The sequence below is a fragment of the Jatrophihabitans sp. genome (assembly GCF_046262535.1).
Classification (GTDB): domain Bacteria; phylum Actinomycetota; class Actinomycetes; order Mycobacteriales; family Jatrophihabitantaceae; genus Jatrophihabitans.
This window is the reverse complement of the sequence record NZ_JBHEMO010000031.1, coordinates 36,277-50,621: the sequence shown is the minus strand read 5'-3', so window position 1 is coordinate 50,621 and position 14,345 is coordinate 36,277. Positions and strand designations below refer to the sequence as shown.

The 14,345-nt window shown below is 72.0% G+C and carries 15 protein-coding genes; 11 read left to right on the top strand and 4 right to left on the bottom strand.

The window, feature by feature from the left end:
- Positions 1-85 precede the first annotated feature (85 nt).
- On the top strand, positions 86-1,345 hold the full coding sequence (locus ABR571_RS05010; protein ID WP_409452085.1) for a magnesium transporter MgtE N-terminal domain-containing protein: 1,260 nt from the start codon (positions 86-88) through the stop codon (positions 1,343-1,345).
- A complete protein-coding gene (locus ABR571_RS05005) occupies positions 1,338-1,835 on the top strand; it encodes a DUF1003 domain-containing protein (RefSeq protein WP_409452084.1) in 498 nt (165 codons plus the stop codon). Before ABR571_RS05010 ends, ABR571_RS05005 begins: the two co-directional genes overlap by 8 nt.
- A gap of 202 nt (positions 1,836-2,037) precedes the next feature.
- On the opposite strand, the gene ABR571_RS05000 is transcribed toward ABR571_RS05005, so the two are convergent.
- Positions 2,038-2,637, bottom strand: a complete 600-nt coding sequence (locus ABR571_RS05000) for a TIGR03086 family metal-binding protein (protein ID WP_409452083.1) — start codon at positions 2,635-2,637, stop codon at positions 2,038-2,040.
- A 79-nt stretch (positions 2,638-2,716) separates the two neighbouring features.
- On the opposite strand from ABR571_RS05000, the gene ABR571_RS04995 reads away from it, so the two are divergent.
- A complete protein-coding gene (locus ABR571_RS04995) occupies positions 2,717-3,124 on the top strand; it encodes a MarR family winged helix-turn-helix transcriptional regulator (protein WP_409452107.1) in 408 nt (135 codons plus the stop codon).
- A 24-nt stretch (positions 3,125-3,148) separates the two neighbouring features.
- Here ABR571_RS04995 and ABR571_RS04990 read toward each other — a convergent pair whose 3' ends face one another.
- Positions 3,149-3,619, bottom strand: coding sequence for an Lrp/AsnC family transcriptional regulator (locus tag ABR571_RS04990; RefSeq protein WP_409452082.1), 471 nt, complete (start codon positions 3,617-3,619; stop codon positions 3,149-3,151).
- Between the two features lie 26 nt (positions 3,620-3,645).
- Between ABR571_RS04990 and ABR571_RS04985 the strand changes: the two genes are divergently transcribed.
- The 8 genes from ABR571_RS04985 to ABR571_RS04950 all read left to right on the top strand — a co-directional run bounded on the left by ABR571_RS04985 (position 3,646) and on the right by ABR571_RS04950 (position 10,619).
- On the top strand, positions 3,646-4,365 hold the full coding sequence (locus tag ABR571_RS04985; RefSeq protein WP_409452081.1) for a hypothetical protein: 720 nt from the start codon (positions 3,646-3,648) through the stop codon (positions 4,363-4,365).
- Between the two features lie 41 nt (positions 4,366-4,406).
- Positions 4,407-5,831: a sigma 54-interacting transcriptional regulator gene (locus ABR571_RS04980; protein WP_409452080.1), complete on the top strand. Its 1,425-nt coding sequence runs from the start codon at positions 4,407-4,409 to the stop codon at positions 5,829-5,831.
- 115 nt (positions 5,832-5,946) lie between these two features.
- Entirely contained in the window at positions 5,947-7,896 is a 1,950-nt protein-coding gene (locus ABR571_RS04975) for a vWA domain-containing protein (protein ID WP_409452079.1), read from the top strand.
- A complete protein-coding gene (locus tag ABR571_RS04970) occupies positions 7,883-8,284 on the top strand; it encodes an SET domain-containing protein-lysine N-methyltransferase (protein WP_409452078.1) in 402 nt (133 codons plus the stop codon). The genes ABR571_RS04975 and ABR571_RS04970 overlap by 14 nt, the downstream gene beginning before the upstream one ends.
- Positions 8,285-8,294: 10 nt before the next feature.
- Positions 8,295-8,738 (top strand): DUF2269 family protein, encoded by a 444-nt coding sequence (locus tag ABR571_RS04965; RefSeq protein WP_409452077.1) that lies wholly within the window; start codon positions 8,295-8,297, stop codon positions 8,736-8,738.
- Positions 8,735-9,199: a GNAT family N-acetyltransferase gene (locus ABR571_RS04960; protein ID WP_409452076.1), complete on the top strand. Its 465-nt coding sequence runs from the start codon at positions 8,735-8,737 to the stop codon at positions 9,197-9,199. Before ABR571_RS04965 ends, ABR571_RS04960 begins: the two co-directional genes overlap by 4 nt.
- A 51-nt stretch (positions 9,200-9,250) precedes the next feature.
- Complete coding sequence (locus ABR571_RS04955; RefSeq protein ID WP_409452075.1) at positions 9,251-9,742, top strand: SigE family RNA polymerase sigma factor; 492 nt, start codon at positions 9,251-9,253, stop codon at positions 9,740-9,742.
- A gap of 70 nt (positions 9,743-9,812) precedes the next feature.
- Complete coding sequence (locus tag ABR571_RS04950) at positions 9,813-10,619, top strand: hypothetical protein (RefSeq protein ID WP_409452074.1); 807 nt, start codon at positions 9,813-9,815, stop codon at positions 10,617-10,619.
- Between the two features lie 6 nt (positions 10,620-10,625).
- Here ABR571_RS04950 and ABR571_RS04945 read toward each other — a convergent pair whose 3' ends face one another.
- Together ABR571_RS04945 and ABR571_RS04940 are read right to left on the bottom strand one after the other, a co-directional pair.
- Entirely contained in the window at positions 10,626-13,118 is a 2,493-nt protein-coding gene (locus ABR571_RS04945; protein ID WP_409452073.1) for a GNAT family N-acetyltransferase, read from the bottom strand.
- Positions 13,111-14,283: an acetoin utilization protein AcuC gene (locus tag ABR571_RS04940; RefSeq protein WP_409452072.1), complete on the bottom strand. Its 1,173-nt coding sequence runs from the start codon at positions 14,281-14,283 to the stop codon at positions 13,111-13,113. The genes ABR571_RS04945 and ABR571_RS04940 overlap by 8 nt, the downstream gene beginning before the upstream one ends.
- Between the last annotated feature and the right edge of the window lie 62 nt (positions 14,284-14,345).

Sequence of the window (14,345 nt, the reverse complement as noted above, 5' to 3'; positions counted from 1 at the left end):
ACAAAGAGCCAAACCGGTGTCGGAGGATTCACACTGACGCCGTACACACCGTTTACCCTGCTGACGTGAGAGTTGGCGGTTCGAGGTGAGCACCGGGGACCGGGTCTTTCTCGCCCGACTCGCCGGTATCGACGTCTTCGACCCCGGCGGCGACCAGCTGGGCCGGGTGCGCGATGCCGTCACAATGCTGCGCATCGACCGGCAGGCGCCGCGGGTGCTCGGCCTCGTGGTCGAACTGGCGCACCGGCATCGCATCTTCGTGCCGATGGGCCGCGTGGTGCGCATCGAGCCGAAACAGGTCGTGCTGTCGTCCGGCACGGTCAACATGAAGCGCTTCGAGCGGCGCTCGAACGAGGTGTTGGTCCTGGCCGAGCTGCTCGACCGCACGGTCACCGTCCGGGAGAACGGGCAGCGGGTCAACGTGGTCGACGCGGCGATCGAGCAGAACCGCGCCCGCGACTGGGTCATCAGCCGATTGGCCGTGCGCACGCAGGGCGGCGGGCGGCTGCCGCGCCGGCGCGGCCAGCTCTTCCAGGTCGAGTGGAACGAGGTCGACGGTCTCGCCCTGACCGAGCAGCACCAGGGCGCCGAAGCGCTGCTGGCCACCCTGGTCGACCTCCGGGCGGCCGACGTCGCCACCGCCCTGCAGGACATGCCGGCCAAGCGCCGCGCCGAGGTCGCGGCCGCGCTCGACGACGAGCGCCTCGCCGACGTCCTGCAGGAGATGGAGGAGGACGACCAGGTCGAGCTCCTCCGGTCGCTGGCCGACGAGCGGGCCGCCGACGTCCTCGAGGCGATGGACGACGACGACGCGGCCGACCTGCTCGGTGAGATGCCGACCGCCGATCAGGAGCGGCTGCTCGAGCTGATGGAGCCCGAGGAGGCCGCCCCGGTCCGTCGCCTGATGACCTACGCCGACTACACGGCGGGCGGTCTGATGACCTCGGAGCCGGTGATCATGACGCCCGACGCCACGGTGGCCGAGGCGCTCGCGCGGGTGCGCAATCCCGAGCTGTCGCCGGCCGTCGCCGCGCAGGTGTACGTCGTGCGCCCGCCGCAGGCGACGCCGACCGGGCGCTTCCTCGGGACGGCGCACCTGCAGCGCCTCCTGCGCGAGCCGCCGTCCGCACTGGTCAGCGGGCTCTGCGAGAACGACACCGGCACCCTGCGTCCGGATACGCCGATCGACGATGTGACCCGGCACCTGGCCACGTACAACCTCGTGGCCGCTCCGGTGGTGGACGACCACGACCGGTTGCTCGGCGCCGTGTCGGTCGACGACGTGCTCGACCACCTGCTGCCTGAGGGCTGGCGCGACTCGGATCGGTCCGAGGCCAATGGCTGACAACCGCGAGCGCCTGGACCAGCCGCGGGTCGAGCGACGGGGCTTCCGGCCCCGCGTCGACGCCGAGGCCTTCGGTCAGCTGACCGAGAAGATCGCCCGCTTCCTCGGCACCGGTCGCTTCCTCGTCGTCCAGACCACGATCATCGTGGTGTGGGTCGTGGGGAACGAGATCCCCGGCTTCCCCCACCCGGACCAGTACCCGTTCCTGTTCCTGACCCTCGCCCTGTCGTTGCAGGCCTCTTATGCGGCGCCATTGATTCTGCTGGCCCAGAACCGGCAGGACGACCGCGACCGGGTCAACCTCGAGGCCGACCGCGAAGAGGCCCGGGAGTCCAAGGCAGACCTCGACTATCTCGCCCGCGAGATCGCGGCCATCCGGATGGCGCTGGGCGAGGTCGCCACGCGTGACTTCCTGCGCTCCGAACTCGCGCGGGCCGAAGCCGCCCGCGAGAAGGACGCCGCCGACGCCGAGGATGCCGACGCCGGCTGAGCTGCAGGGAGCAGCCGCGGGCGGGCGCGGACGCCGCAGGCGGGGGTGGTGGCGCGGTGGAAAGGCCGCCCTGATCTCCGGCTCCGGTGTGCTGTTCGGACCGGTCGGGGTCTGCTCGCACATTTGCATCACTTCTGCCGGCCGGTCCTGCTGGCCGGTCCAGGCTGGGCGGTCGCGCGGCCGGTCCAGCCCGGGCGGTCGATCAGCCGGCGCGCCACGTCGGATCGCGGCCCAGCAGCAGCAGCGTCTCGTCGAGCGCCGACCTACCCGCGCCGATCGGGAGCGCGTGCGCGAACGCGGCGCCGGGCCGGTCCCGCTCGCCGCCGTCGGGTACCTGTCGGGCCACGACCAGCGCCGCCGCGACGACGTCGTCGTCCACCTCCGGCCGCCGGCCCAGCGACACGGCGACGTCCCACGCGTGCACGACGTTGTCGACCAGCTGGAAGCCGACGGCGAGCTGCGCCGGCACCGGCTCGTCGTGGATCTCGGGCAGGTGCACCGGCGCAGCGGGGTCCTCGACCGCCGCGAAGGCGGTGAGCAACTCGTCGCAGGCACTTGCGTAGGCCTCGACCGGTTTCTCGGCCCGGGTCGGCGCCCAGTCGGCCACCGCGGTCCGCGCCCCCGTCACGGCCCGGGCGAACCCGCACTGCTGCACGGTCATGTGCGCGAGCAGATCAGCAAGGTCCCAGCCGGCGCAGGGCGTTCTGGCCGAAAGGTCGACCCGGCCGTCCAGAGCCGCGAGCGTGGCCTGCACGGCGCGGCGATGCAGGTCGAGCGGGACGGTCATCGTATTAATAGGCATGGGCTTACTATCTGCACATTTAGACAGTCTGTCAAACGGTATCGTTCCCCGCGTGGACGACCGGCCCGATCTCGCCGCCATGGTGGCGCCGCTCAGCCAGCTCCTGCTCGACATGGAGGCGCCGATCCTGCGCGCGCACGGCGTGACGATGTGGGCCTACGTCGTGCTGTCCCGACTCGGGAAGGAACCGCTGCGCGGTCAAGGGGTGCTCGCGGAGGCGATCGGCGCCGACAAGACGCGGATCATCGACATCCTCGACGACCTCCAGGAGCGCGGGCTGATCCGCCGGGAACCCGACCCGGCCGACCGGCGGGCGCGGCTCCTCGCGCTGACCCCGGCCGGCCGCCGCCTGCGCGACCAGGTTCGCCGGGCCATCCGCCGCGAGGAGGAACGAATGCTCAAGTCGCTGCCGGCCGAAGAGCGGGCGGTCTTCCTCCGGGCCCTGCACCGGCTCTCGGACGAGGCCACGAGGGCGCAGCGCCCGTAACTCGAACGGAACCGGCCGCGAGTTTCAGACCAGCGGAAGGACGCGGTGGCGGACCGGATTGGACAGCGCGATCACGGTCGACGTGCGGACGATTTCGGGATACTCGGTCACCCGGTCGAGGACGTGCTGCAGGTCGTCGTTCGACTGCGCCACCACCCGGCACAGCATGTCCCCCGGTCCGGTGATCGTGTGCACCTCGAGCACCTCGGGGATCGAGCGCAGGTGCGCGAGCACCGCCTGTCCCCGTCCCTGCCTGATCTCGAGGGTGGCGAAGGCCGTCACCGTGTACCCGAGCGCCAGCGGATCGAGCGTCGGCGCGAACGTCGCGATCACCCCGCGCTCGACCAGCCGGTCCAGGCGCGCCTGCACCGTCCCGCGCGCCACGCCGAGGCGGCGCGACAGCTCAAGCACGCCGGCTCGCGGCGACTCGTCCAACTCGCGCAGCAGGCGAGCGTCCAGATCGTCCACGCGCCGCGCGTTCTCTGCCCTCGACACCGCATCAGCCTGGCATGCTTTGCGCCGTGATGTCCTCTCCGGGCCCGGCGTTCGCCGGGCTGATCGCGGCCGCCGCTCTGCTCCTCGCCGGCTGCACGTCGACCACGGACGGATCCGGCACGCCGGCATCGTCGGGGTCAGGGAACTCCTCGCACGACTTCCCGAGCGCTTCGGTTTCCGGCCCGACCGCCGCTTCGTCACCGGCCGGCCCGGCGTCGGGCTCCGGCACGCTCTCAGCGAGCACGCATCCCGTCCCGTCGAAACCGTTGAAGACCGTGACGGTGCACGCGCCGTCGGGCACGAACTACGTCCTGAAGATCTGGGCCGACGTCAACGACGCCAGCTGCTTCGACCACGCCTACGGGAAGCCGATGGTCACCTTCCTGATCAAGCACCCCTGCCAAGGCCTCGAGCGGTATCTCGGGACGACGACGGTGAAGGGCAACCCGGTCGGGTTCGCCGAATCGGTGACCGGATTCCCCGGAACCGCGAGCGACCCGTACGCCTACTCCAACGCCTTCACCCGGTTGGAGAACGCCGACGGCACCGGCAGCATCAGCGACCTCATGCGCGAGGGCTACCGGTTGCCGCTCGGGCCGCCGGCCGTCCCCGCCTCCGAGGCCTTCCGCGTCATCAGCCAGGACAACGGCGTCACAGTGTGGGACATGTGGTACCTCGCCGACACGACGCCTCAGAACGATCCCGCGCTGCTCCAGATGGCCGAGGACATCTTCGTGCAGTTCTGATCGGTGGCGGCCAGTTGCGCCCGCGACGTAGCGTCGTCAGCGTGAATCAACCCGCCATCGCCACTCTGGGCGAGCTCCGCGCGTCCGGCTCCGTCCGGCGTTCGGTCAAGACCGAGATCCGCCAGAACCTCATCACCCGCCTCGCCGCCGGTCAGCCCACTCTGCCCGGCATCGTCGGTTTCGACGACACCGTCGTGCCCGAGATCGAGCGCGCGCTGCTCGCCGGCCACGACATCGTCCTGCTGGGTGAGCGTGGCCAGGGCAAAACCCGCCTCATCCGGACCCTCCTGGGGTTGCTGGACGAATGGACGCCGGTCGTGGCCGGCTGCGAGATCAACGACCACCCCTACGCGCCGATCTGCGGCCGCTGCCGTCAGCTCGTCGACCAGGAGGGCGACCGGACCCCGGTCGCGTGGAAGCACCGCACCGACCGGTTCGGTGAGAAGCTCGCCACCCCGGACACCAGCGTGGGCGACCTGATCGGCGACATCGACCCGATCAAGGTCGCGCAGGGCCGCACCCTGGGTGACCCGGAAACCGTCCACTACGGGCTGGTGCCGCGCACGAACCGCGGGATCTTCGCAATCAACGAGCTGCCCGACCTGGCCGAGCGGATCCAGGTGGCGCTGCTCAACGTGCTCGAGGAGCGCGACATCCAGGTGCGCGGCTACCAGCTGCGGCTGCCGCTCGACCTGCTGGTGGTCGCCAGCGCGAACCCCGAGGACTACACCAACCGCGGCCGCATCATCACGCCGCTCAAGGACCGCTTCGGCGCCGAGGTGCGCACGCACTACCCGCTCGAGCTGACCGACGAGCTGGCCCTCATCGCGCAGGAGTCGAGCATCCTGTGGAGCGACACCGACCACGCCGCTCCGCTCGTCCCGTCGCACCTGCTCGAGGTCGTGGCCCGGTTCGCCCGGGCCGTCCGCGACGCTCCGCAGGTCGACCAGCGTTCGGGTGTCTCGGCCCGTTTCGCGATCGCAGCGGTCGAGACGGTCGCCGCGGCCGCCGTTCGCCGCGCCGCCGTCGTGCACGAGGACGCCGCCGTCGCCCGGGTCTGCGACCTGCCGGCGATCGTCCCGGCCTCGCGCGGCAAGGTCGAGTTCGACGACGCCAACGAGGGGCGCGAGTTCGAGGTGCTCGAGCACCTGCTGCGGCGCGCGATCGTCGAGACCTACCGGTCGCGGCTGGCCGGCATGGACCTGCGTCCGCTGCAGGAGCGCTTCGACGGCGGGCTGACCGTCACCACCGGTGACACGGTCGGAGCGCAGGAGCTGCTCACGCAGCTCGGCCCGGTGCCGGTGCTTTCCAACCTGCTCGACCGGCTCGAACCCGACGGTGTCGGCGAGGGGCCGGCCGCAGTCGGCGTCGCGGCGTCGGTCATCGAGTTCGCCCTCGAAGCGCTGTACCTGAACCGGCGGCTGGCCAAGGACTCCGACGGCGCCCGGACCGTGTACGGAGCATGAGCAGATTAAACGCGGCCCGGTCGCCGCTGATCAGTTCCCGCTCGGGCGTGCCGGAGCACGCCTTGGGGGGACTTGATCACGCGGCGGGAGCTGATCAAGCGGTGGGACGGACGCGATGAGCGTCCGTTACGGTGCGTGGCACGGCGGCCCCGACCCGCTCGAGCCGCCCTACGACATCCGCGACGCGCTGGACGAGGTCGGCGACGACGTCCTGGCCGGCATGTCACCGCGCGCGGCGCTGAACCGGCTGCTGCGCCGCGGCGCACCGGGGCGCGAAGGCCTCGACGCACTTCGCCGCAAGGCCCGCGAGCGCGCGCGGGAGCTGCGCCGCAGCGGCCGACTCGACGGCACGCTCGACCAGGTCCGCGAGCTGCTCGACCAGGCCCTGGAAGAGGAGCGAAGGGCGCTTTTCCCGATCCCCGACGACTCGGCCCGCATGGCCGAGGCCGAGCTCGACTCGCTCCCGAACGACACCTCGCGCGCCGTCCGCCAGCTGGCCGATTACCAGTGGCGCTCGCCCGAGGCCAGGCAGACCTACGACAAGATCCAGGACCTCTTGCGCAGCGAGGTGCTCGACGCGCAGTTCAACGGCATGCGCGACGCCCTGCAAAACGCGTCGCCCGAGGACCTCGAGCGCATCCGGCAGATGATGAGCGCCCTCAACGACATGCTCGACGCCGACGCCCGTGGCGAGCACACGCCTGAGGACTTCGCGCAGTTCATGCAGCAGTACGGCGACTTCTTCCCGGAGAACCCGGCCAACCTCGAAGAGCTCATCGACACGCTGGCCCGCCGCGCCGCCGCGGCCCAGCAGCTGATGGACTCGCTGACCGCGGAGCAGCGCGAGGAGCTCGGCAACCTGATGGCCAACGCGCTCGGCCAGGCCGGCCTGGCCGACGAGATGGCGCGCCTGCAGCAGGGGCTGCGCTCGGCCCGTCCCGACCTGCGCTGGGGCGGGCGCAGCCGGATGGACGGCGAGCAGGGCATGGGCTACTCCGACGCCACCGGTGCGCTGGCCGAGCTCGCCGACCTCGACCAGCTCGACGAGCTGCTCGGCCAGGACTACCCCGGAGCCAGCCTCGACGACATCGACGAGGAGTTGATCGAGCGGGCACTGGGCCGCAGCGCCGTCGAGGACATGTCGCAGTTGCGCCGGATCGAACGCGAGCTGCGCGAGCAGGGCTACGTGCAGAAGGGCGGCGACGGGCTGCGGTTGACCCCGCGGGCGCTGCGCCGGCTGGGTAGCACCGCGCTGCGTCGGGTCTTCGATCTGGTCGAGTCGCGCGGCCGCGGTGCGCACGACGTCCGCGACGCCGGCGCGGCCGGCGAGGTCACCGGCGCCAGCCGCGAGTGGCGCTTCGGCGACGAGCAGCCGCTCGACGTCGTCCGTACCGTCCGCAACGCCGTGCTGCGCAGCTCCGGCACGGCGCTGTCGCTCGAGGCGCAGGACTTCGAGGTGGTCGAGACGGAACGCCGGTCGTCGGCCGCGATCGCACTACTCGTCGACATGTCCTACTCGATGGAGCTGCGGGGCACGTGGGGCGAGGCGAAGACGACCGCGCTCGCCCTGCACTCGCTCGTCACGACGAAATACCCGCAGGACGCGATCGAGATCATCGGGTTCAGCGACTACGCCCGTGTGATGTCGCCGAGCGCGCTGGTCGACCACGACTGGGACCGGGTGCAGGGCACCAACCTGCAGCACGGCCTGATGCTCGCCCGGCGCCACCTCGACAAGCACCGCGGCGCCGAGCCGGTGATCCTGGTGATCACCGATGGTGAGCCGACGGCCCACCTCGCCGCCGACGGGTTCGCCGACTTCGCGTGGCCACCGACCCGCGAGACGCTGGCGGCGACGCTGGCCGAGGTCGAGCGCTGCACCCGCACCGGAGCGACCATCAACGTCTTCATGCTCGACGACGACCCGCGGCTCGTCGAGTTCATGCAAGAGGTCGGACGGCGCAACGGCGGCCGGGTGTTCCAGCCGAAACGGGGCGCCCTGGGCGAGTTCGTGGTCGCGGACTACCTGTCCAGCCGGCGGGGTCGTCGCCGTGCGGCCGGCTGACCCCGCGCACCCGGCTCCGGTCCCCGGACCGTCCCGGATCGCCGGCCGTGGACTGTTCGCGAGCGCGTCGATCGGGGCCGGTGCGCCGGTGCTGCGGCTCCCGGCCGCCGAGGTCCCCAAGGAGCTGAACCACAGCTGCGAGCCCACCCTCGGCTGGGGCGACGACGCCACCCTCGTGGCCGTCCGCGATGTCGCCGCCGGCGAAGAGCTCACCGTCGACTACGCCACCGCGATCGACGATCCGGAGTTCGTCATGATGTGCCACTGCGAGACCTACCGGTGCCGCCAGGTCATCGAGGGCACCGACTGGCGGATCCCCCAACTCCAACTGCGCTATGCCGGTTTCTGGCTCCCACGGCTGCAAGGGCGCATCGACGCCGCTCGGTAGCCTTCCGATCATGCTCAAGCTGCTGCTCGCCGCCCATCTCGTCCTCGCGGTCTTCGCGATCGGCCCGCTGGTGCACGCGGCCACCACCGCCGCTCGCGGGATCCGCCAGGGCGACGGCGCCGCCACCGCGTCCTCGTCGCGCGTACTGCGGATCTACTCCTACGTCTCGGTCCTCGTCGTTCTGGCCGGCGGGGCCTTGATGAGCCAGAAGGAGGACGGCGAGAAGGTGGGCGAGATCGACGACACGTGGATCTGGCTGTCGATCCTGCTGTGGGCGGTCGCCGTCGGCCTCGTGCTCGGCGTCGTGGTGCCCACGCTGGACAAGGCCACCAAGGGCATCCGAGAGCAGGCTTCGGTCGTCACGCTGACCGGCCGGGTCGCCGCCGCCGGCGGCATCGTCGCGTTGATCATGCTCGTCATCGTCGTGCTGATGGTCTACCGCCCGGGCGGATGACGGTCGCGGTTCGCGTGGTCGACGGCGCAGCGACCCGGGAGCTGCGCCGGGCCGTGCTGCGTCCGACCTGGCCGGTCGGCTCGTTGATGCACGGCGACGACAACCCGCAGGCGGTGCACCTGGCCGGGGTGGACGAGGACGACCGGGTGATCGGCTCGTGCGTCCTGCTGCCACGGCCCTACCCGGCCCGCCCGGAGCAGGATGCGACCTGGCAGCTGCGCGGGATGGCCACCGTGGCCGATCTGCGCGGCCAGGGGGTCGGCGCGTCCGTCGTCGCGCGAGGCCTCGCCGAGATCGCGCATCGGGGCGGTCGCCTGGTGTGGTGCGAGGCGCGGGTGGGTGCCGTCGCCTTCTACCGCCGGCACGGCTTCGTCGTGGACGGCCCGGAATTCGAGCACGCCGAAACGGGCATCCCGCATTTCCCGATGTCCCGCGCGGTTCCCGGTCGAGTGGGAACCTGAACCCGAGGCCATCGCGTCACACAGGTGCAGGCCGGACGGTCGGGAGGGCGTGTGCGGGACGAGGCCGGCTTCCGCGCGTTCGTCGAGGCGAACGGCGCGACGCTTCTCCACGCCGCCCGCCTGCTGACTGGAGACCACCACCGCGGCGAGGATCTCGTGCAGACAGCACTCATCAAGGTGTATTCGAAGTGGGGACGCATCGACGCTCCGCTGCCCTACGCGCGCAAGGCGCTGGTCAATGCCCACATCGACCAGACCCGCCGCAAGTGGTGGGGCGAGCGGCCGACGGAGGTGCTGCCCGAATCGGCACCGGCCGCGGACCGCAGCGACACGACCGCGTCCGAGTCCCGCGACGAGCTCCGGCGCATGCTCGCCGGCCTCGCACCCAAGGACCGCGCGGTGATCGTTCTGCGCTACTACTGCGACCTGTCCGAGCAGGACACGGCCGCCGCCCTCGGCCTGCCGGTCGGCACCGTCAAGAGCAGCTGCGCCCGGTCGCTGGCGAAGCTGCGCGTCGAGGCGACGAGTGGAGCGGCGTCATGAGCGAGCGTCAGCGAGCGAATCATCAGCACAGTGTCGGCGGAGTCACTCGCCGAGCGAAGCGAGGCCCGACATGAGTCCGACTGAACATGATCTTCGGGCCGCGCTCAGCGACGGCGAGGGCGACGGTCCCGATCCCGACCGCGTGATCGCGCTGGCCCAGGCCCACCAGGCCCGGCGTCGCATGCAGGTCGTGTCCACCGCGGTCGCCGTCGTGGTCGTCGCCGGCGCGGGCACGGGCATCGTGACGCTGGCGCGAAGCGGCAGTGACCACACGACGAGCGCGGGGTCGGCCGCGCGGTCGCACTCCAACGAGCGCTATTCCGACACCGCCGCGGCCGCAGCGGGCAGCGTGGTGGCGCCGTCCGCCGCCAACGGCGGCGCCGGCAAGGCGGTCGCAGCGGTCGGCTGCCCGGCGACAGTGCCCCGCTATGTCCTGCCCGGTGGTGGCAGCCCGGGGCAGTTCGGCGCCAACGAACCCCTCTTCAGCCAACCGGTGACGTCGGTGATCGTCTGCTCCTACGACGTGACGCCCGCCCCGTCGAGCGCCACCTTGGCGCCGGCCCGGATCGCATTGAGCGGCGCCTACGCGCGGCGACTCGCCGCGAGCCTCAACGACGCCGCGGCCTCACCCCCCACCCCCTGCCCGAAGCGGGACCTGACCGCCACGGCCCACGACTACGCGATCATCGGGCTCGCGGCGAACGGCACCCCGCTGCGCACCGTCACCGTGACCCGCTCGGCCAGCGCCTGTGCCGACTCGCAAGTCACCAACGGCACGGCCGTCCGCTACAACTGGGCGCCGCCGAGTGACCTGATGCCGATCCTGGCTCAGCTGAGCCCGACCCCGAAGATGCACGGGTCGCCGAGCTCGTCGTGATGCGCCTCAGAGCCCGCGCAGCCGGCGGGGACCGGTGTCGGCCCGGGCCGTCGGGGGCGCGACCCGCGCGGTGACCTCGGTGACGTGCGCGCCGATCGGGGTGGCCATCGCGGTGAGGCGGCACTCGGCGATCTCCGGCAGCGCGTCCCCCAGGGTGGACAGCCGCAGCGCCAGATCGGCCAACGCCGCCGTGTCGTAGGGCTCGCTGCCCCGGTAGCCGGTCAGCAGCGGGGACGCCCGCGGCGTGCGGATCAGGGCCTCGGCGTCCTCGCCGGTCAACGGCGCGGCGGCGTAGGCGATGTCGCCCAGCAACTCGACGGCCACGCCGGCCACACCGAACGAGACGAGCGCGCCGAACGAGCGCTCGTCGAAGACCGCGAGCTCGACCTCGACGGTGTGGGTCGGCCGTTCGAACGACAGCACGACGCCGAGGGCGGCGAGCAGGCAGCCCGCCTCGTCGGTGGTCAGATCGCGGCCCTCGGGTGCGTCGGCGAGGACGGTGTGCACGACGGAACGGGCCGCCTCGAGGTCGACGTCGGGCACGTGCGGCACGATGCCCAGCGGCGTCGAGCGCCACTTCGCGTAACGCACGGCACGAGCCAGCGCCCGCACCGCCCGCTCGGGCGACGGGTAGGACGGCACCGATCCGCGGGCCGGCGCGTCCGGGCCACCGGCCGCCAGCGCCGCCGGCACGCCTTCGAACCCAAGGAAGGTCGAGAGCACCGGCTTGGCGCTGGTGGCCGCGACCGTGCGCACGGCCAGGGCCACCTCGTCGCCGGCCGCCCGCTGCAAGGGCGGGACGAAGACAACGGTGACCGCGTCGACCTCGGGATCCTCGACCGCGCTGCGCAGCGCCGCCTCGAACTCCGCAGCCCCGCCCTCGACACCGGTGTCGTCCAACCGCGTCAGCCGCAGCCCTTCGGCCGCGCACGCGTTGGCGACCAGCACGCCGATCGCCGTCGAGTTGCCCACTACGGCAACCCGGTCACCGGCCGGCAGCGGCTGGGTCGAGAGCAGCAGCGCGATGTCGAACATGCCGCTCACCGTCTCGACCCGGATGATGCCCGACGCCTCGAACAAGGCCCGGGCGCTCACGTCGGGGACCGCGACCGAGGTCTGTTGCAACCCGGGCACCGGAGCCGCCGCGGTACCGCTCTTGACCGCGATGATCGGTTTGGTGCGGCCGAGCCGGCGGCTCAGCCGGGCGAACTTGCGCGGGTTGCCGAAACTCTCGAGATACATGAGGACGACGTCGGTGCACTCGTCGGTCTCCCAATACTGCAGCAGGTCGTTGCCCGACACGTCGGCCCGGTTGCCGGCCGACACGAACGTCGAGACGCCCAGCCCGCGCCGGGCCGCCTCGCCCAGGATCGTCACACCCAGTGCGCCTGACTGCGAGAAGAACCCGACCCGCCCGGCCAGCGGTGGCAGGGGCGCCAGGGACGCGTTCAACCGCACGCCCGGCTCGGTGTTGACGATGCCGAGGCAGTTCGGCCCGACGACCCGCATGCCGTGTCCGCGAGCCGCGGCGACGAGGTCGCGCTGGGCGGCCCGGCCGGCGTCGCGCTGGCCGGCGGCGCCGCGCTCGCCGAAACCGCCGGAGATGACGATGAGCCCGCGAACACCGCGCTCGCCACACTGCTCGACGACGCCGGGAACCGACGCGGCGGGGACGGCGACCACCACCAGGTCGATCTCATCCGGCACGTCGAGCACGGTCGGGTAGGCCCGCACGCCGCCGATGTGGCGGGCATCCGGGTGGACGGGATACAGGGGGCCGTCGAAGCCCATGCGCAGCAGGTTCACGAAGACCGCGTGGCCGAGCTTGCCCTCGTCGTTGCTGGCACCGACCACCGCGACCGAGCGGGGGTGCAGCAGCCGGGCGATGGACCGGGCCTCGGCCCGCTGCTCGCGCTCGCGCATCACCGTCTCGGTCAGCGCCGTCTCGTCCACGTCGAAGGTCAGGTTCACCTCGCCGTACTCCACATGCCGGGTCACCGCGTATCCGGCGTCGCGGAAGACCCTGATCATCCCGACGTTCTCGGCCAGGACGACGGCCTGGAAGCGGCGGATGCCGATCTCTCGCGCCGCCGCCGCGAGGTGCTCCAAGAGCACCGAACCGATCCCGCGCCCCTGGTGGCGGTCGGCGACGACGAAGGCGACCTCGGCCTCGTCCGTGCCGCGGTGCCGCTCGTACCGGCCGACGGCGATGATCTCGCCGGCGAGCTCGACGACGAACGCGACCCGGTCGTGGTGGTCGACGTGGGTGAACCGGTACAGATCTCGCTCGGGGATGCGCGGGTAGGCCGAGAAGTAGCGCAGATACCTGGTGCGCTGCGACAGGCCGGCGTGGAAGGCGACCAGGGCGTCGGCGTCGCTCGGGCGGATGGGGCGCAGATGGACCGTGCCGCCGTCGGCGGCGACCACGTCGGCCTCCCAGTGTCGGAGCGCCTCGACGTCGGCTACGTCGTCCGTCCCGGTCTCGGCCTCGCTAGTCACGCGGGTCGTCCGGATCGAGGCCGAGCAGCGGGAAGACGGCCCGCCGGGTCGCGCCGATCGCGCCGTCCAGCCAGCCCTCGCCGCCGGGTTCCCAGGCCCGTACCTCGGGCACCGGCCGCTCGCCCATCGTGGCCGGCAGCTCGCCACGGACGCCGCGGCTGCGCAGGTGCTCGATCCAGCCGGGCGGGATCGCGGCATCGGCCGGAACGGTCCGCCCGGTGGCCTCGGCCAGCAGGTGCGTCCAGGTGCGCGGTACGCAACGGATCAGGCCGTACCCGCCGCCGCCGAACGCCACCCACTTGCCGCCGGTGATCTCGTGGGCCAGCCTGTGCAGTTCGGTGATGGCGGTGCGCTGCCCGTCCACGGTGAGCTCGAGGTTGGCGAGCGGGTCCTCGTGGTGGGTGTCGCAGCCGCACTGCGTCACCAGCACGTCGGGCCCGAAGGCGCGAACGGCGCTCGGGACGACGGCCCGGAACGCCCGCAGCCACCCGACGTCGTCGGTACCCGGCGGCAGGGCGACGTTGACCGCGGTGCCCTCCGCGGTGCCGCTGCCGATCTCCGACGCCAGGCCGGTGCCAGGGAACAGCGTGCGCGGATCCTGGTGCAGGCTGATCGTCAGCACCCGAGGATCGTCGTAGAACGCCGCTTGCACGCCGTCGCCGTGGTGGACGTCGATGTCGACGTAAGCGACTTTCTTCGCCCCGGCCGCGAGCAGGGTGCGGATCGCCAGGACGACGTCGTTGAAGATGCAGAACCCGGAGGCATAGCCCTGCATGGCGTGGTGCAGGCCGCCGGCGATGTTGACCGCGTGGTCGACCTCGCCGTTCCACATGCGCAGCGCCGCCTGGGCCGAGCCACCGGCGACCAGGGCCGACGCCTCGTACATGCCGGGGAAGACCGGGTCGTCGCTCGTGCCGAGCCCGAAGCCGCTGAACGTCGGGTCATCGCTCGCCCGGCGCACGGCCGCGAGGTAGTCGGCGTCGTGCACGGTCAGCAGCTGCACCTCGTCCGCCGGAACCGGGGCGGTGACGTCGAGCCGATCGAGGACGCCCAGCTCGCGGGCCAATCGGATCGTCAGGTCGAGTCGCACCGGGTTGAGCGGGTGGTCGCCGAAGTCGTAGGCGAGGTAGCGCTCGTCCCAGATGGCACCGGTGCGGCAATCCATGCCTCGACCGTACTGAGCGAAATGGCGGCGCGCGCGACGCGGCCGGGGCATACCGTGGCGCC

Bases quoted from the DNA above. Each gene is read 5' to 3' on its own strand.
- ABR571_RS04975 (WP_409452079.1), top strand. From the start codon at position 5,947: ATGAGCGTCCGTTACGGTGCGTGGCACGGCGGCCCCGACCCGCTCGAG.
- ABR571_RS05000 (WP_409452083.1), bottom strand. From the start codon at position 2,637: ATGCCTATTAATACGATGACCGTCCCGCTCGACCTGCATCGCCGCGCC.
- ABR571_RS05005 (WP_409452084.1), top strand. From the start codon at position 1,338: ATGGCTGACAACCGCGAGCGCCTGGACCAGCCGCGGGTCGAGCGACGG.
- ABR571_RS04960 (WP_409452076.1), top strand. From the start codon at position 8,735: ATGACGGTCGCGGTTCGCGTGGTCGACGGCGCAGCGACCCGGGAGCTG.
- ABR571_RS04950 (WP_409452074.1), top strand. From the start codon at position 9,813: ATGAGTCCGACTGAACATGATCTTCGGGCCGCGCTCAGCGACGGCGAG.
- ABR571_RS04965 (WP_409452077.1), top strand. From the start codon at position 8,295: ATGCTCAAGCTGCTGCTCGCCGCCCATCTCGTCCTCGCGGTCTTCGCG.
- ABR571_RS04995 (WP_409452107.1), top strand. From the start codon at position 2,717: ATGGTGGCGCCGCTCAGCCAGCTCCTGCTCGACATGGAGGCGCCGATC.
- ABR571_RS04940 (WP_409452072.1), bottom strand. From the start codon at position 14,283: ATGGATTGCCGCACCGGTGCCATCTGGGACGAGCGCTACCTCGCCTAC.